Origin of the sequence: Mucilaginibacter sp. PAMC 26640 (assembly GCA_001596135.1) — a bacterium.
Taxonomy (GTDB): Bacteria; Bacteroidota; Bacteroidia; order Sphingobacteriales; family Sphingobacteriaceae; genus Mucilaginibacter.
Map to the genome: position 1 here is coordinate 2,348,664 of CP014773.1, position 17,793 is coordinate 2,366,456.

A 17,793-nucleotide genomic window follows, 5' to 3' on the forward strand; every position below is an offset into this window, starting at 1 on the left:
TAAAGATTAGAATTATCTTCAGCATCATAATTTAAAGAAACAGTTATGCTATTTTTATAGCATAGATGAAAAAATTAGAGCAACTAAAAGAAACACCTTTCAGATTAAAAAGAGAAATTCAAGCAATGTATCATTTCGTTATTAAAAGTGCCGATTATGACCCGAAAATCGTCGGATTGGTACAAGCAATGGCAAGAAGGTTAGGTGGATAATTCCAAAGCCGCGTATTGCATAAACTTGTCAATATTTAAAAAGCCTCTTTTATACCCTGTAAAGTTTTTTGAAGAATTTCGATTCGCCCGGGTAAATGTATTTCCCTTTTTTATCGTATTAGAGATCGTTGGAAAAGAGGTGAGGGTTAATGCTGTTTTCATACAAGCCGTAATTCGGTAAATTTATAATTACACTATCCATTTATTTTACGTCTGTCATTCTTATCCATATTGTTAATATAATTGTCACATTGTCATACAGCAACTTGTGGCAAGCTATTTGAATACTCTATATTTGTACATTAAAAATTAAAATAAAAAATATCATGGCTTTAGAAATAACTGATGCAAACTTCGAAGAACTTGTTCTTAAATCGGATAAACCGGTACTTGTAGATTTTTGGGCAGAGTGGTGCGGTCCGTGTAGAATGGTTGGCCCGGTAGTGGAAGAGCTTGCTAAAGAATACGATGGCAAAGCCGTTGTAGGCAAAGTAAATGTCGACCTTAACTCGGGGATTTCTATTAAATATGGTATCCGTAATATCCCGGCCTTATTATTCTTTAAGAACGGCGAGATTGTAGACAAACAAATCGGTGCTGTACCAAAATCAGTATTAGCTGATAAACTGGCTAAACAATTAGCATAAGCATTAAAACATATTAATAAAAAGGGCTTCGATTTTATATCGAAGCCCTTTTTGTTTGGCGAAAAGCTGAAAGACTAATGGTAACAGCACTATAAGCTTTGAGCTCTAGTCTCTCAGCTTCCATCTTAATTTACATTTTGCTAATATCACCGCTGCCGGATTTGGTGGTGTGCACATTTTTTGCCGAGCCGGTGTAATGAACATCGCCCGAGCCACCAACCGATATATCCAATTTTTCTGAGGCGTTTACGCTGGCATCACCACTGCCACCCACGCGCACAATTGATGTTACAGTAACCAGGTTCCGGGCTGTAAAATCACCAGAACCGCCAACCTTTACATTCGAGATGTCTGCCGAGCCACTGATGGTCATATCGCCGGAGCCACCTACACTGCTTTCCAATTCTTTAACTGCAACTTTACCGGTAATATCGCCAGACCCACTCAGGCTTAGTTTTAATGAAGGTGCGCGCAAGCCATCTTTAAAGTCAATATCGCCGGACCCGGAGAGCGAAACCGCCGTTACATCTTTAATAGACACATAAACAATCATTTTTTTGTTGTTGTTGTCCCAATGCCAACCATTGCTGTTTTTTGTGTATATTTTAAGTGTGCCGCCATCAACTTCTGTAATGATGCGATCTATTACATTTGCAGGGGCTTCCACATTTACCGATTCTGAAGAGCCCTGGGTGATGCGTACATCAAAAGAACCTGCCAGGTGTACGGCGTTAAAACCGGTTAAATGACGATCCTGTTTGCTTGTTTGTGAAAATGCTAAGCTCGTTAAGGTTAACAATGCTGTTGCCAGTATAGTTGCTTTGAATGCTTTCATGGTGTTTTTAGTTTGTGTTTGATCTATTAGACGCACGCTGTTTCCAGGAAGTTGCATTTTACCGAAAAAAAATATTGATGTTCGAAAGGTAAATAGACCGGGTTGAATTCACCAGTTTTAAAAAGGAAAGCGCAGAGATCAATAGATTTCTGCGCTTTCCTGTAAGTTTTTTAAAATCAATCGATCATAGTAGCAATATAGTAGTTGAAATTATCAACTTCAATGTTATCCTTTGTTGCGCCATCCAGTTCTACCGGAGTAAACCTGCCTTTAGGATTAATAAATTTATATTCGCCACCTTTCACGCGTACTTTTACCGGCATACTAAAACCCGGTACATCGGCAATCCAGCGGCACATCAGTTTGCCGTTGATGGTGATGAAATTCAATGTTGGCACATGTGGATGTTTTAGATACTGATCAAAAACAGTATTCAGATCGATTCCGCTCTGCTGGTTAATGTAACCTACAATATCCTGGTAGGTAACCGTTTTGTGATAAAAGGTTTTGTTGAGGCCACGCAGAATGCTGCGCCATTTCTCGTCGTCGTTGATAATGGTGCGCACTTGGTTAAGCAGATTGCCGCCTTTGTAATACATATCGCCGCTGCCTTCTTTATTTACACCGTAAGCGCCAAGGATTGGTGCATCGTTCTGGATGTTCATTCGCGTGCCGTGTACGTAGTCCTGGCCCGCTTGCTTGCCGTAATAGGTTTCTATAAACAGCGATTCGCTATAGTTAGTAAAACTCTCGTGGATCCACATATCTGCCAGATCTTTACTGGTGATGTTATTTCCAAACCACTCATGCCCGCTCTCATGTACCACAATAAAATCCCATTTTAAACCCCAGCCTGTGCCTGAAAGATCACGACCCAAATATCCGTTACGATAGTGATTGCCGTAAGCTGTACCGCTTTGATGCTCCATACCCAAGTGTGGCGTCTCTATCAGTTTATAACCGTCTTCATAAAAAGGGTAGGGGCCAAACCAGTGCTCAAACGCTTTCAACATGCGTGGTGCATCCAGCCCCCATTGCTTTTTAGCTTTGTCGAGATTATAACTTAACGGCCAAAAGTCCATTTCCAGTTTGCCTTTTTCGCCCTGGTAGGTTCCGGTATAATGGGCATAGTTGCCTATGTTGGCTTCCAGGTCATAGTTGTTAATCGGGTTTGCCACAAACCAATCGAAGCGGGTATAGCCATCCTTCAATTTAGTGACTTTACGCAGGTGGCCGTTTGATACATCTTTTAAACCATCCGGCACGCTGATACTCACCATGGCGCTGTCTACCTCATCATCCTGTACATCTTTGGTTGGCCACCAAACGCTGGCACCCATGCCCTGGCAGGCCGTAGCTACAAAGGGTTTGCCAAGCGAGTCGGTTGCGTACTGCACGCCGCCATCCCATGGGGCACGCTTGGCTATGGTAGGGTTACCGGCATAATACACGGTAAACTCATCCTTACTGCCTTTGGCAATGGTTTTCGGGAAGGTGAGGAATACCGCGTTAAACTCGCGGGTATAAATAAGTTCTTTGCCTTTGTAAACTACTTTTTCAATTTTCAGGTTGTTCCAAAGATCAAACTGTAACTTGGTAAAATCCGCTACCGCCGTAAACTTAAATAGCACATTACCGCTTATATATTTTTGAGCAATATCAAACTTAATATCCAAATGATAATAGTTGATATCGTAGCAGGTACGCAGCGGCGTGGTCAGCGATCCGCGCAGGGTATCGGCACGGGTAAAAGTTTCTTTGTGTGTGCCGAGTTGGGCATAAGCGGCTGAGGATATTATAGCGAAAACCGCCATAAACAATGTTTTGCGGATTTGTTTTTTTAACATATTTATATAACTATTTGCAATTTTCTAGTAAATTTTTTTCCAAAGGCACGCGGCATAGTCTCTAAACAAATGCTGCGCGGCTTTAAATACTTCATCGAACGTGTATTCACCACCATCCTCTTCCACCCGGGAAACTTTATTTAATGGTTTGTTTCGTTGAGCATTGTGACCTTCAACTGTGCTGCACTAACCCGTGTAACCTTATCAAAAATAATACATACAGCGTTATTCTCATTTGTAGTTCATCCCAGATCGCTTTTGCGGTTTTATTATCAAACTTTTGGGCAGTGAACGACATAGGTGTCGCTCACTTACCTATTCGGAGATTGCTTCGTTCCTCGCGATAACGCCGTCAGATTGATGATTTGTTAAAAACTACTCAGTCCTTAAAAACCTATTTTAACACTTCCACATCAAAGTAGCTATCGTTATATACGGTATGCGTTGCTTTGATATAATCGCTTTCATCGGCTTTGTATGGGTTCTCCACAAACTTTTGCGGGTTACGTGCAAATAGCGGGAACGCAGTGCTTTGTACCTGGATCATGATGCGGTGGCCTTTTTTAAAGGTGTGCAGTACATCCTGAACACGGAAGTTGAGTTCTGTTTTCTGGTTGGCTACCATTGGCTCGGCCTTTTCAAAGCTCTTGCGGAAACGGGTTGGCATCACTTCGCTGCGTACCATTTGCTGATAGTTGCTCAGTGTAATACTTTTGTTAGGCATGTAGGGGTTATTAGGCTCGTCGGCAGGGTATACATCAATCAGTTTTACAAAGAAATCGGCATCGGTGCCGGTAGTTGCCACTTTTAAGTGCGCCATTATTTCGCCGCCCAGGGTTACATCATCGGTTAAAACATCACTTTGGAAAACCAGTACATCGGTACGGCGGCCCGCAAAACGCTGATCCTCGCTCATATAGTTATGCGGAGTAAAACCCATAGTGGTTGGGATATCCTCGGTGTAAGGGACAGGTTTCAGCGGGTCGCTTACAAACGTGGTTGCGCCTTGAGCTGCCGGTTGGGTATTGGCCAGTTTTCCATCGTTGTTTAAGTACAACTTTTCATGCACCGCGCCCGGGGAAGGCCATTTATCAAAAGTCTTCCATTCGTTTTTACCGGTATTGAACATGTAGGCTTTAGGCAAGCCGCTGTTCTTGTCGCCATTGCCTTTCAGGAAATGATTGAAAAATTTCTGCTCGATGTTCTTTTGGTAAAAAGTAGCTATGCTATCTCCAAAATAAATGTTGCTGTGCATGGTGTGTCCTGTTTCGCGCGACCACCGGCCATGCCCAAACGGACCCATTACAATACTATTATAAGCGCCCGGATCTTTCTTTTCTATGGTTTTAAAAATAGCCAGTGGTCCTGTAAGGTCTTCGGCATCAAACCAGCCGCCTACCAGCATTACGGCAGGCTTTACTTTATTGTAATGTTTTAATAAGCCGCGTTTTTGCCAGAATTCGTCATAGCTGGGGTGGTTAATGGTTTCCTGCCAGTAAAAATTGTCTTTGTAATACTTGTCGGCGTTTTTAAGCGGACCCATATCCAGCAGAAACTGGTAACCGTCTTTTGTACCGGTATTAATAATGCTGTTATTATACCAGGCCTTAGTAGTGGTATCAGTTTTCTGTACGCCGAATACCGGGTAGGTAAAAAAGTAGCTTTCTAACAAAACACCGTTGTGATGGAAATCGTCAAAAAAGAAATCAGAGATGGGGGCCTGCGGCGATGATGCCTTTAATGCAGGGTGGTTGCTCAGAATTCCTGCGGCTGTATAAAACCCGGGGTAGCTGATACCCCACTGGCCCACGCGGCCGTTATTTCCGGTCACATTTTTTACGAGCCAGTCGATAGTGTCGTAAGTGTCCGATCCCTCGTCCACGTCTTTTTTGCTTTTCTTGTTGTCAATCACCGGGGTCATATTGGTCCAGGTGCCTTCACTTTTCCAGCGGCCGCGCACATCCTGGTACACAAAAATATATCCTTCCTGCATCATGTATTTGGATGGCCCTAAAGATCCCGGATACTTCGTTTCGCCATAAGGTGCAATGCTGTAGCAGGTTCGCTGCATTATCATAGGGTACTTGTTTTGTGCCGATGCATCTTTTGGGGTATAAATGGAGGTAAACAGCTTTACGCCATCGCGCATGGTAATGTATACATCTTTTTTGGTGTAGTGCTCTTTTACATAATCGCTTTGGGCGAATGCGCCGGTGTAAGCAGCGGTAAATAAGAAGAGAATGGTTAAGATTTTTTTCATAAGCGGGCTGGATAATTGATGAGCCTAATTTAGGAAGTAAATCAATAATATGCTAATAGCGACGATAGTGTTACAAAAAGCGGGTAAGATTTAGTTGGTTTGGGATAGGATTTGAACGGGCTAGTACTATCATTTTGTTATTTCGGCTTTTGAATTATGTATTGCTAAATAACAGCATTGGCCTGCCCATTGCCGCGGTACACTAGTTCTTTTTTCTTGAAAAAAAAAACAAAAATTCAAGTCAGAGCGAATGCTACCCTGCCCGCCCTGCCGGTTTTTAACGCTTTGTGCTTGGTACTCGCTTCACTCCGTACCCATCGCAAAAAGCTAAACCGGCATTCCCGCCATACGCCCGGCCCGCCCGCTCTGTCGAAAAAGGCCCGAGCCCTTCAAAAGGCAGCAACCGCTGCGCTATTCCGACAGCACTTAGCTTACCGGAAGATTCTGCATCATTACCAGGTTAGCAAATTCCGATAAATCTGTGCAATCCCGGTTCCTTTCCTTAACTTTGCCAGCCATAAAATACACTACTATGCAATATGATGTCATCGTTATAGGTTCTGGTCCTGGTGGGTACGTTGCCGCAATCCGTTGCGCGCAATTAGGTATGAAAACCGCCATTATTGAAAAATATCCTACGCTAGGCGGTACCTGCCTTAATGTGGGCTGTATTCCATCCAAGGCGCTGCTGGATTCATCTGAGCACTACCATAACGCTGCCCACACTTTTACTACCCACGGTATTACACTAGACAATCTGGGGATAGATTTTGGGCAGATGATCAAACGCAAACAGGAAGTTGTGGATGCCAATACCAGTGGCATCACTTACCTGATGAAGAAAAATAAGATTGACGTACACATAGGCGTGGGTTCTTTTAAAGATAAAAATACCATTATTGTTACTACTGCCGAAGGCACAGCCACCGAACTGACTTCCGAAAAGGTAATCATTGCAACCGGTTCAAAACCATCCGGCCTGCCGTTTTTAAAGATGGATAAGCAACGCATCATTACGTCTACCGAGGCTTTGAAGTTGAGTGAAATACCCAAACACCTGATCCTGATCGGCGGTGGTGTGATCGGGTTGGAACTGGGTTCGGTTTACGCCCGTTTGGGTTCCAAAGTATCGGTAGTAGAGTTTATGGATGGTATTATCCCAACCATGGATAAGGGCCTTGGTCGCGAGTTGCAAAAGGTGCTGAAGAAATTGGGTATGGATTTTTACCTGGGCCACAAAGTAGCCGGTGCTACTGTAGCCGGCGATGAGGTAACTGTGACTGCGGATACCCCTAAAGGAGAGAAATTAGAATTAAAAGGCGATTACTGTATGGTAGCCGTTGGACGAGTAGCTTATACCGATGGCCTGGGCCTGGATAAAATTGGCATTACCGTTGAAGAACGCGGCCGTAAGATACCGGTGGATGAGCATTTGGAAACCAGCGTTAAAGGCGTTTATGCTATTGGCGATGTAGTTAAAGGTGCAATGCTGGCCCACAAGGCAGAAGATGAAGGTACCTTTGTTGCTGAATTGATAGCGGGCCAGAAACCACACATTAATTATAACCTGATACCGGGCGTTGTTTACACCTGGCCTGAAGTTGCAGCTGTTGGTTTCACCGAGGAGCAGTTGAAAGAGCAGGGCGTGGCTTATAAGGTAGGGTCGTTCCCTTTCAAGGCAAGTGGGCGGGCGCGTGCCAGCGGTGATCTGGATGGCTTTATTAAAGTGTTAGCTGATAAAACTACCGACGAGATACTGGGTGTACACATGATAGGCCCGCGTGTTGCAGATATCATAGCCGAAGCAGTCATAGCAATGGAATTCCGTGCAAGTGCAGAGGATGTAACCCGGGCGAGCCACGCACACCCTACTTATACCGAGGCCATGCGCGAAGCTTGTTTAGCAGCTACGGAGAACAGACCCATACATATTTAAAAATATTTCGGAATTTCGATTTCGCATTTTATAAATAGGGCAGAACAATTACGGTTGATTCTGCCTTTTTTGATTAAAAGAGAATTATGCAGGCACTCATAAATATTGGGATTGTTATTTTAACCATTGCCGGGATGGAGGCAATCTCCTGGGCTATGCACAAATATTTGTTTCATGGGCCGCTATGGTTCATCCATAAAACGCATCACCAGCAGCGCCATGGTTTGCTGGAGTTGAACGACTTGTTTAGCATCGGCTTTGCGGCATTAGCTCTATGGCTGATGTGGGCAGGGCGCGTTAGTTTAGATTATCGCTTTTGGATAGGTACCGGCATCAGCACCTATGGCACTATCTACTTCATCTTCCATGATTGGTTTATCCATAACCGATTCAAGGCTTTTAAAAGTAGAAACTGGTACCTGATGGCCATCCGCAGGGCGCATAAGATCCATCATAAATCTACCGAAAAGAATCCTTCTGAAGAGTTTGGGTTATTGGTAGTGGGCAGGAAGTGGTTTAAGCGGTGATAAAAGTCTGAACTGGAAATAAATATGTTAACGTTGCGCTATGAAATTGGCTGCTTTAGGAAATCAGCCATAGTTATGTTTCTTGTTAGGCCATGTGTCTTTAGATCGAGCAGGTCGCTATCTCCTGTGACCAAGTAATCTGCATTTCCGTCGATTGCCAAGGCCAGCAAAAAGTTATCCTTTTTGTCCCTGCAAACATCCACCTGGCTCTTTATTTGGATAGTTTCAGAACTCTTGTCGATTGCTGAGATTAGCAATGTGACTTGTTCAATGTCGAAATACTTCCTGAACTTCTGGCGAAGGCTAACCTCTAGAAATTCTGATAATAATTCTTCACTAAAGAGTATAGTCACTTCATCAGATAAAAGTAGCGCGTCTATTTTTGTAACGTTTTTTGTGATAAGAAAGCTGATCCAAAGATTGGTATCTAAGATAATTCGTGTAGAATTATTTGCCATAACGTTGGGCGCGTACAGCTTCCACCTCTTGCGTTATTTCTTCCATCGAAGGGGCCGATTGGCTATTGGCTCTTAATTGTTCGAGAATGTTTTCCAGGTCTTTTTTAGGCTCTTGTTGTATCGATATCAAATCCATTTCAGCAAGATCTTCAATTAGCTTTAAAGCTTTGGGGTTTATGATATTGATTGTTAGCGTATCCATACAATCAAATATAAGATAATTCAAAGTAATATGGACTTCAGACCAATTGTTTTAAGGCGAAGTTTGTTTGCTGTACGGTAAATGATTGTTAGAAGATAGTTGCCTGAACTCGAATTTTTAGCAATTTGTTTATAGAAAAATTAAAGGTTTTACAATTTCAATTCTGTAAGTTCCTTAATTCAATAATTCGAGTCCAGACAAAGAAATTACGATACTACTTTCTTACCAGCCTTATAGCCAACCGCTGCATAATACAGGATAAATAGGTAGATAGGTACCAACATCCAGTAGGCCATCTGTGATGCATTGGCAACACCATGTGCAACTTTCAGCTTATCGATTAATAAACCGTAGATGGGCGGGAACACCGCGGCACCAGCTATGCCCATTACCAATAAAGAGGAGCCTATCTTGGTAAACCTGCCCAGACCGGAAAGCGCCAATGGCCAAATGGCCGGCCACATTAGCGAATTAGCTAAACCTAATAGCGCAATACATGCTATAGAAACATATTTAGGCGTAAATAAGGCTAGTAAGGTAAGAATCACACCCAGGATAGCCGATATAACTAATGCTTTTTGCTGGGTAATATATTTTGGGATAAAGGCAATCCCAGCCAGGTAACCCAGCACCATACAAATGAGCGTACCCGAGGCGAAATATTTGGCGGTGGAAAGCGGAATATTATGTGCACCGCCATAGCCGATGATAGAATCGCCGGCGATAACTTCTGCACCTACATATACAAACAGGGCAACAACGCCCAATATCAAATGCGGAAACTGGCTAATGCTGGTTTTACCGGAATTTGCTGCCGCAACGGTTTCGTCTTCATGATCGGTATCGATTTCAGGCAGGCCCGAAAAGTAGATCAGCACTGCAAGGACTAATAATACCACTACAATAATGCTGTAAGGCAATATTACCCGAGAAGCCAGTTCATTCAACTGTACTATTTTATCTGCTTCGTTTAGAGTTAACAATTTAGCCGAAAAAGCGTCTATATCCTTTAATACCACCGCGCCGAGCGCAATAGGGGCTAGCACGCCCGCAAATTTATTGAAGATGCCCATGATGCTGATCCGCTTTGCGGCACTTTCAGGCGGTCCTAGTATCGTGATATAGGGGTTAGATGCCGATTGCAGCACTGCCAACCCACTGCCCTGTACAAATAAACCAATTAAAAACACAGCGTACGTGCGGGTAAGCGCGGCAGGGATAAAGATCAAAGCCCCCACGGCAATCAGCACAAGCCCTGCGGCCATACCATTTTTAAAACCAAAGATCTTGAGCAGCCAGGCTGAGGGCTTGGCCATCAATAAGTAGGCAATATAAAACGCGCTGGCAACCAGGAATGATTCGATATTGTTTAGCTGACAGGCAATTTTTAAATAGGGAATAAGTACCGAGTTAAGCCAGGTTACAAAACCGAAGATGAAGAACAAAGCACCAATAATAATGATGGGGTTAAGTCCGGATTTTTTCTCCTGAACATTTAGCGAATTGGTAACGGCTGCCATATAATGATTTTAAAATTTGTTAATAAGTAAACCAAGTTTCTAAAATAATTAAAAAAGGCGACCTTTTATAATTTCTAAAATAAAATTATTCACTAACCTTACCTTTGCCCAATGCCTGCAAGCAAATGAATATACTTTTTGTAAACAATTCCAGGATCCCCGCAACCAAATATGGCGGCACAGAGCGGGTGATCTGGTGGCTGGGCCGCGAGTTGGTGCGGCTGGGCCACAAGGTAACTTACCTGGTAGGTGCCGGGTCGGTATGCCCTTTTGGTAAGGTGCTGATATTTAATCCGGCAGTAGTAATGGATTTGCAAGTACCCGATGATATTGACATTGTTCACTTCCAGTTCCCGGTATATGGATTCACAAAAAAGCCTTATTTAATTACCGTTCATAACAACCCGGGTGGGGGAAATGTAATGGATAACAATTCGGTTTTTGTATCGGCTAACCATGCAGCGCGGCATGGCGCTACTACCTATGTATACAACGGGATCGATTTTGCCGATTACCGCAAACCCTCGCTCGAAAACAAACGCAGCTACACCCACTTCCTGGCTAAAGCCGCCTGGCGGGTAAAAAACGTACAGGGTGCCATTGTTGTAGCTACCCAAAGTGATAATAAACTGGTGGTAATGGGCGGCACGCGCTTAAACCTGAAAATGGGTTTCCGCTTTACGCCAAACCTAAACGTAAGTTTTAAGGGTATGGTTAATAACGATGAGAAATCTGCAGTGATGAACGGGTCAAAGGCATTATTATTTCCTGTTAAGTGGCACGAGCCCTTCGGTGTAGCTATTATAGAAAGCCTCTACTTTGGCTGCCCGGTGTTTGGAACCCCATATGGGTCGTTGCCGGAATTGGTGCCCGCAGAAGTTGGGTTGTTATCTGCCAGTATAACTACCCTTGCCAATGGATTGAAGAATGCAGATGATTTCAACAGGCACCTTTGCCACCAGTACGCTGTAGAACATTTTAACATCAGCAAAATGGCGCTGGACTATCTAAAGCTTTACGAGATCGTATTGAATGGCGGCCAATTAAATGCGGTGAGCCCTGCGTTGCAGGAAGCGAATCAACCGAAGTATTTGCCCTGGGGAGCGTAAATGAATGGACACGAATTATTGCTAATTGAATCGAATTTCACGAATTTTAGCTTCGGCGTATTCTATGCTTGAGTGTTGTATTGCATGATGGGATTCAGCCGAAGTATTTGCCCTGGGGAGCGTAATGAATGGACACGAATTGAATGGACACGAATTATTGCTAAATGAATCGAATTTCACGAATTTTTAGCTTTGTCTTATTCTGTGCACTATTGGTAAAATTCGTTTTGTTAGAGAAAATTCGTGGTCGCTCAATAAATACACCAATATAGCCAGTTGGCAAATCTTGATAAAATACCGAAATTCGCCGCTATGCTGCAAATCCAGGAAAACGTATCGCTTAAAAACTTCAACACTTTCGGTATCGATGTAAATGCCCGCTTTTTTGCAGAGATCAACCATGCTGATCAACTTACTGAGCTTTTCGCCGATCCGCAGTGGTTGCACGCACCCCGCCTCGTTTTAGGCGGTGGCAGCAATATGCTGATGATAAATGATTTTGACGGCCTGGTTATCCGGATGAACATCCGTGGTATTGAACATCGCATTAGTCATGATGATGTTTTTGTAGAAGCAGGTGCCGGGGAAGTTTGGAACGACCTGGTAAATTACTGTGTGGACTACGGTTACGCCGGCATGGAGAACCTCAGCCTGATACCTGGTTCCGTTGGTGCATCGCCCATTCAAAACATCGGCGCTTACGGTGTTGAACTTAAAGATGTATTTGAAAGCTGCCAGGCTTTTGAGATTGCAAACAGCACCATCAAAACCTTTGGTAAGGCAGAGTGCAAGTTTGGCTATCGCGAAAGCATTTTTAAAGGAGAGCTTGCGCGGCAATTCATTATCGTATCAGTAAAATTCCATTTATCACTCATCCCTCAATTCAATTTAAAATACGGTGCGATAGAAGAAGAGCTGGGTAAACGTGGTATCACTTCTCCAACTTTGAAAGATGTATCGCAGGTGGTTTCGCACATCCGGGTGTCTAAATTGCCAGATCCCTCTACTATTGGTAATGCCGGTAGCTTTTTTAAAAACCCGGTGATTAGTGCTGAAGAGTTTGCGCCGGTGCAAAAACAATTTCCTGATGTGGTGAGTTATCAGGCAGGCGATGGTAAAATTAAACTTGCTGCCGGCTGGCTGATTGAACAGTGTGGCTGGAAGGGGAGAACTGTTGGAAACACAGGCACCTGGAAGAACCAGGCTTTAGTGTTGGTAAATCATGGCGGTGCAACGGGCGAAGAGGTGTACCGCCTTTCGTCGCAAATCATAGACAGTGTGTACAGTAAATTTGGCGTTACCCTGCAGCGCGAGGTTAATATGATTAGTTAATATCTTTAACTAAAAAGATAAAACCTTAACATCCTAGCCAGTAGGCATTTAAAAATAAAAATCTTTTATTTTATTTTGAACCGACAAAATTCGCTGATTTCGGGATGAATTATGCTAATTAACTTATTTATAGTGTTTTAGGAAACAAAAGTGCCTGAATTCAGTAAAATAGCCCTTTCCTGTTCTGTGGGAGACTATCTGTAAATTTCATTAGGTTTTCATAATGTGGTACCATGTTTGAATAATACTCAATACAAAACATTTACAGAATGACAAAGATTGAGTTTAACACCCTGGTATTACGTCAAGCAAGTTCACTAAGGTCATATGCCTTACATTTTACACATGACGCAGACGATGCAAACGACCTTGTTCAAGATACAATGTTGAAAGCGATAACTTATTACAATAAGTTTAAAGAAGGAACAAATTTGAAAGGTTGGTTATATACTATCATGAAAAATACCTTTATTAACAACTATCGCCGTTTTGTTAAAATGAGCACATTCGTTACAAAAAGTGACGAGATTTCATCTCCTAACCTGGTGTTCAGTTCAACAAAGAACCAAGGTGAAGCAAAATTTGTGATGGATGATATAAAACGTGCTTTAGACCGTTTACCATCTGATTACTATGTGCCATTTACCATGTATTTTGAAGGGCATAAGTATCATGAGATTGCAGATCATTTAACTATCCCTATAGGTACTGTTAAAACTCGTATCCACGTTGCACGCAAGCTGCTTAAGAAAAATTTGAAAGCTTATGATAACGGCGTTGCAAAACCGGTTTATGCCGAAATGTAATATATAAACTCAACTACCACATATATAGAAACCCGCTTCAATTAAGGCGGGTTTTTTTATGCCAGTAGTTTGCGTATTTACCATTCCAATAACTGTCCCTTCAACGTGTTGGGGATTGCAGCCTTCCGATTGCCACAAACCGCTCGAACACCTTTTCTGTATGCGGAGCGTCGGCTAATTCTTCGGTGAGATCTTGCCCTGCCCAATGTTCGTAGTGTTTACCATTGCGCCAAAGGCGGCTTTCGGTAACATCATATATTATCCCGTTAAGCGCAACCCAAATCTGCGGTTTGTCCTCCCCGTTGCGAAGCGCCAATTGCGATTTTGTATAGATGGGCAGTTCCGTCATGCTGATTTCCGGTTCTTAAAGTATTCAAAAAATCCTACGTTCATCATCAACAAGGCCATGCTGTAAAAATGGTCCTCAAAAGGAATGGTGCCAACCCTAATCCCCATATTTTGTGCGTTATTATACATCACCACGGGCCATGCCGTTAAAATACCATTTACAATGTAGAAGGGGAGTAGCGAAACAAGAAATGCAAGGTAGAATCTGCCCAACCACTCCACTTTAAAATAGTATACCAACGTCACCAGCAATACCGCCAGCAAGCCAAAAGTTACAGCCGTATAAAGTTTGTTATGGTTGATGGCCAATAATGCAACAGACAGGCCGACGAGCAAGTTGGATATTGCACGGGTTGCGTCTCGGTTTGGTTGCCACTTTATGTAATAATTTAGGCAAGCGTAGATAAATACACAGGAGAACGGAACAGTTAAAAAGAAAAGGATTTCCTCCAGCGGTAAGCCTAATAATTTGATGCCGGTAATATACCGGTCATTGAAACTCCAAACGCCATAGATAGTGAACAGCACATCCCAAAACAAAAACACCAACCCGGTAACAGCCATTCCCGGCCACAAATATTTCCAGCTTTTGGCAAAAGCTACACGTTTATCAAATGATAACAGCACCGGGAAAAGGATGGTTAAAAAGTTGATGATCAGATAAGTATACTTCACGCTATAGGGCAGCTAATTGTTGTTGCAGTTTGTTTGTTTCCGAGGCGGTACACCTTTTGGAATCAATCAAAAAAAGGATGATTGCTTTAACCAGGTGTTGATCGGCCGCCGAATAGTTTTTATTATCAATCTGTTTTATCATCTCCAGCCGGTCGCTGATCAGGTTATCATCATAGCCTAAAAATTTTGGTAAGTTATGTTCTATTGAAAAGCGCATAAACCTAATTTCGATATTGTGCGGGTCCTTTGCAACAGCCGCTTTAAAAGTTGTTTGAGAATCATTTAGATATTTGATCTTAAAATAAGGATTCCAAACGTGTTTCGCTTTAAGTGCTTCCAGCGTTGCCATATAGCCGTTAATAAGTGCCGATCTGTTTTTAATAGCTGCCAAACTGTTGTACAACGAGTCGGTAGTTTGCTTATTATCAAGTGCGCTTACCAGCTGTTTACGAATAGCGTGCAAATCCGGATCGGAAATTTGCTTATCAGGGCGTACTTCAAATGAATTGAAAGATGAAAAAGTAAATAATAATATTGCGAGCAGCAGGCTGCAATATCTGGCAGTGGTTAATTGGCTTGGCATCGGCAAATAGTTAACGCTAAATTACTTTAAAACGCGTATGCAGTTTAGCTTTAAAATAAAGGCTGATCTTCGTGGAATCCGATATCCTGATGCGCTTCTGCATGATTACATTAGCAGGGGTGCTGCGTATTTTTTTAAATAATTGCAGGTAATATACATAGGCTACATATACCCCCAGTCTGCCTGGCCGTGGCAATAGTTTTATACCTGCCAAGGCCTCATCAAAATCATTTTTAATATCTTTTTCAATTAACGCTTTATCCTGTTCTGTAAATTTGTCAAAATCTACCTCCGGGAAATAAGTGCGGCCCCGTTCTTCATAATCCGACTTGATATCCCTCAGAAAGTTAATTTTTTGAAAAGCCGAACCAAGGCTCCTTGCTTTTGGCACCAACTGGTCATATAATGCCGGGTCATTTTCGCAAAACACCCGCAGGCACATCAGGCCCACTACCTCGGCTGAGCCATAGATATAGACTTTGTAACCATTCTCGTCATACTCCGTTTTATCCAGATCCATGATCATGGATGTTAAAAAGGCTTCTATCAGATCTTTTTCTATGCCATATTTATTTACTACCTGCTGAAACGATTGCAATACCGGATTGGTACTAATGCCACGGTCTATCGCCTTAAACGTTTCTTCCCGAAAATCGCTGATGAGCTGCCGCTGATCATATCCATAAAAGGTATCAACGATCTCGTCGGCATACCTCACAAACCCATAAATGGCATAAACCGGGTAACGCAGTGGTTTGTCGAAAGCGTTGATACCCAGACTAAACGAGGTACTATACTTTTCAGTGATTATTTTGCTGCATTCAAAACAGGTTTCGTCGAATAGATTCATTTATAGCGCTGTATATCCAAAAGTACAAAATGTAACTGGTATTGTTTTTTAACGCTGTGTATTGTTTACTTTTGGTTCAATGGGTATCAATAAACAAGTGGTTGTAATTGGGGCAGGTTTTGCCGGTTTGGCTGCAGCGTGCGTGCTGGCCAAAGAAGGTTATAAGGTAACTGTTTTGGAAAAAAACGACCAGCCCGGCGGCCGGGCACGGGTTTGGGAAAAAGATGGTTTTAAATTTGACATGGGGCCAAGCTGGTATTGGATGCCTGATGTTTTTGAAAACTTTTTTGCCCTGTTTGGGAAAAAGCCTGCTGATTTTTATGAGCTAAAACGCCTTGACCCGGGCTACAGAGTTTATTTTGGGCAAGATGACCTGATGGATGTGCCTGCCGATATGCAGCAACTGGAGGCGCTTTTTGAAAGTATAGAACCCGGGAGCAGCAAAGGCTTGCAAACTTTTTTAGCACAAGCAGCCTATAAATATAAAGTCGGGATGGGTGAATATGTATTTCGGCCTTCGCACTCTATAACCGAGTTTATTGATCTTAACCTTATTCGCAAAAGCTTTAGTATGCAGTTGCTCACCAGCATGAGCAGCCATGTGCGTGAATATTTTAAAAATCCGAAACTGATCAAACTATTGGAGTTCCCGGTATTGTTCCTCGGCGCCCGCCCGCAGGATACGCCTGCCATGTACAGTATGATGAACCATGCCGACCTTGCATTGGGTACCTGGTATCCGCTTGGCGGGATGAATGAGATTGTAAAGGCCATGGTGAAAGTTGCTGAAAGCTATGGTGTTAACATTCAGCTGGAAACTGAAGTGACGAAGATTGATGTGGAGCATAAGCAGGTAAGCAATATTAAAACCACCAAAGGGGATTTTAAAGCAGATTTTGTGATTACAGGGGCCGATTATGAGCATGCCGACCAGCACTTGCTGGAGAAACCCAATCGTAACTACACTGAAAAATATTGGGATAGCCGCACCATGTCGCCATCTAGCCTGTTGTTTTATATCGGCACTAACAAGAAGATCCCCAACATTGAACACCACAGTTTGTTCTTTGATGAGGATTTTGAACAGCACGCCAAAGAGATCTACACCGACCCACAGTGGCCAACAAAGCCTTTGTTTTATGTGTGCTGTAGTTCCAAAACTGACGTCAATGCTGCGCCGGAAGGTTGTGAAAACCTGTTTTTCCTGATGCCGCTTGCCCCGGGATTAAAGGATAGCGAAGAATTACGGGAAAAATATTTTGATGTGATGATGGATCGCTTTGAGGCGATAACCGGTCAGCAGGTAAGGGAAAGCATTGTGCTGAAACGCAGCTACGCAATGGAAGACTTTAAAGCCGATTACCACTCATTTAAAGGTAATGCCTACGGGCTCGCAAACACCCTGAGCCAAACGGCATTTTTTAAACCGGCAATGCGGGCAAAACATATCAGCAATATGCTTTATACAGGTCAGCTAACGGTTCCTGGTCCGGGAGTTCCCCCGGCGTTAATCTCCGGGCAGATAGCGGCGAGCGAGGCTATGAAGATGATGGAAAAAGGTGTTTAAGAATGTTGTTCGGGCCTGTTCGGGCTTGTTCGGGTTGTTTACGGCCGTTTTGGGCGTTTGTATTGATTTGGTGTAAACA

The 17,793-nt window shown here is 43.0% G+C and carries 17 protein-coding genes; 7 read left to right on the forward strand and 10 right to left on the reverse strand.

From position 1 onward, the window contains the following. The first annotated feature begins 538 nt into the window (after positions 1-538). Positions 539-859, forward strand: a complete 321-nt coding sequence (locus A0256_10195; protein AMR31765.1) for a thiol reductase thioredoxin — start codon at positions 539-541, stop codon at positions 857-859. 130 nt (positions 860-989) lie between these two features. On the opposite strand, the gene A0256_10200 is transcribed toward A0256_10195, so the two are convergent. The 3 genes from A0256_10200 to A0256_10210 all read right to left on the reverse strand — a co-directional run bounded on the left by A0256_10200 (position 990) and on the right by A0256_10210 (position 5,801). Continuing rightward, entirely contained in the window at positions 990-1,694 is a 705-nt protein-coding gene (locus A0256_10200) for a hypothetical protein (protein AMR34502.1), read from the reverse strand. 176 nt (positions 1,695-1,870) lie between these two features. Continuing rightward, positions 1,871-3,508: a peptidase M1 gene (locus A0256_10205; protein AMR34503.1), complete on the reverse strand. Its 1,638-nt coding sequence runs from the start codon at positions 3,506-3,508 to the stop codon at positions 1,871-1,873. Between the two features lie 427 nt (positions 3,509-3,935). Beyond that, positions 3,936-5,801, reverse strand: a complete 1,866-nt coding sequence (locus A0256_10210; GenBank protein AMR31766.1) for an X-Pro dipeptidyl-peptidase — start codon at positions 5,799-5,801, stop codon at positions 3,936-3,938. A gap of 532 nt (positions 5,802-6,333) precedes the next feature. Between A0256_10210 and A0256_10215 the strand changes: the two genes are divergently transcribed. Together A0256_10215 and A0256_10220 are read left to right on the forward strand one after the other, a co-directional pair. Beyond that, positions 6,334-7,737: a dihydrolipoyl dehydrogenase gene (locus A0256_10215; protein AMR31767.1), complete on the forward strand. Its 1,404-nt coding sequence runs from the start codon at positions 6,334-6,336 to the stop codon at positions 7,735-7,737. Between the two features lie 86 nt (positions 7,738-7,823). Beyond that, positions 7,824-8,264, forward strand: a complete 441-nt coding sequence (locus A0256_10220; GenBank protein AMR31768.1) for a fatty acid hydroxylase — start codon at positions 7,824-7,826, stop codon at positions 8,262-8,264. Positions 8,265-8,302: 38 nt separating this feature from the next. Here the strand turns inward: A0256_10220 and A0256_10225 are convergent, their stop codons facing one another. From A0256_10225 to A0256_10235, 3 genes are all read right to left on the reverse strand, one after another. After that, complete coding sequence (locus tag A0256_10225) at positions 8,303-8,722, reverse strand: putative toxin-antitoxin system toxin component, PIN family (protein ID AMR31769.1); 420 nt, start codon at positions 8,720-8,722, stop codon at positions 8,303-8,305. Beyond that, on the reverse strand, positions 8,712-8,924 hold the full coding sequence (locus A0256_10230; protein ID AMR31770.1) for a hypothetical protein: 213 nt from the start codon (positions 8,922-8,924) through the stop codon (positions 8,712-8,714). The genes A0256_10225 and A0256_10230 overlap by 11 nt, the downstream gene beginning before the upstream one ends. 206 nt (positions 8,925-9,130) lie before the next feature. Beyond that, positions 9,131-10,444 carry an MFS transporter gene (locus A0256_10235; GenBank protein ID AMR31771.1) on the reverse strand — a complete coding sequence of 438 codons (1,314 nt, stop codon included), beginning with the start codon at positions 10,442-10,444 and terminating at the stop codon, positions 9,131-9,133. A 125-nt stretch (positions 10,445-10,569) separates the two neighbouring features. On the opposite strand from A0256_10235, the gene A0256_10240 reads away from it, so the two are divergent. From A0256_10240 to A0256_10250, 3 genes are all read left to right on the forward strand, one after another. Further along, entirely contained in the window at positions 10,570-11,553 is a 984-nt protein-coding gene (locus tag A0256_10240; GenBank protein ID AMR31772.1) for a hypothetical protein, read from the forward strand. A 312-nt stretch (positions 11,554-11,865) separates the two neighbouring features. Continuing rightward, positions 11,866-12,885 carry a UDP-N-acetylenolpyruvoylglucosamine reductase gene (locus tag A0256_10245; protein ID AMR31773.1) on the forward strand — a complete coding sequence of 340 codons (1,020 nt, stop codon included), beginning with the start codon at positions 11,866-11,868 and terminating at the stop codon, positions 12,883-12,885. A gap of 269 nt (positions 12,886-13,154) precedes the next feature. Then, on the forward strand, positions 13,155-13,691 hold the full coding sequence (locus A0256_10250; GenBank protein AMR31774.1) for an RNA polymerase subunit sigma: 537 nt from the start codon (positions 13,155-13,157) through the stop codon (positions 13,689-13,691). A gap of 100 nt (positions 13,692-13,791) precedes the next feature. Here the strand turns inward: A0256_10250 and A0256_10255 are convergent, their stop codons facing one another. The 4 genes from A0256_10255 to A0256_10270 are packed head-to-tail and all read right to left on the reverse strand — an operon-like array spanning position 13,792 to position 16,147. Beyond that, positions 13,792-14,040, reverse strand: coding sequence for a cytochrome b5 (locus tag A0256_10255; protein ID AMR31775.1), 249 nt, complete (start codon positions 14,038-14,040; stop codon positions 13,792-13,794). Beyond that, entirely contained in the window at positions 14,037-14,714 is a 678-nt protein-coding gene (locus A0256_10260) for a hypothetical protein (GenBank protein AMR31776.1), read from the reverse strand. Before A0256_10260 ends, A0256_10255 begins: the two co-directional genes overlap by 4 nt. Position 14,715: 1 nt before the next feature. Then, a complete protein-coding gene (locus tag A0256_10265; protein AMR31777.1) occupies positions 14,716-15,297 on the reverse strand; it encodes a hypothetical protein in 582 nt (193 codons plus the stop codon). A 16-nt stretch (positions 15,298-15,313) separates the two neighbouring features. Further along, positions 15,314-16,147 (reverse strand): phytoene synthase, encoded by an 834-nt coding sequence (locus A0256_10270; GenBank protein AMR31778.1) that lies wholly within the window; start codon positions 16,145-16,147, stop codon positions 15,314-15,316. A gap of 85 nt (positions 16,148-16,232) precedes the next feature. Here A0256_10270 and A0256_10275 point away from each other — a divergent pair, with 85 nt between their 5' ends. Further along, a complete protein-coding gene (locus tag A0256_10275; GenBank protein ID AMR34504.1) occupies positions 16,233-17,714 on the forward strand; it encodes a phytoene dehydrogenase in 1,482 nt (493 codons plus the stop codon). Positions 17,715-17,793: the final 79 nt, after the last annotated feature.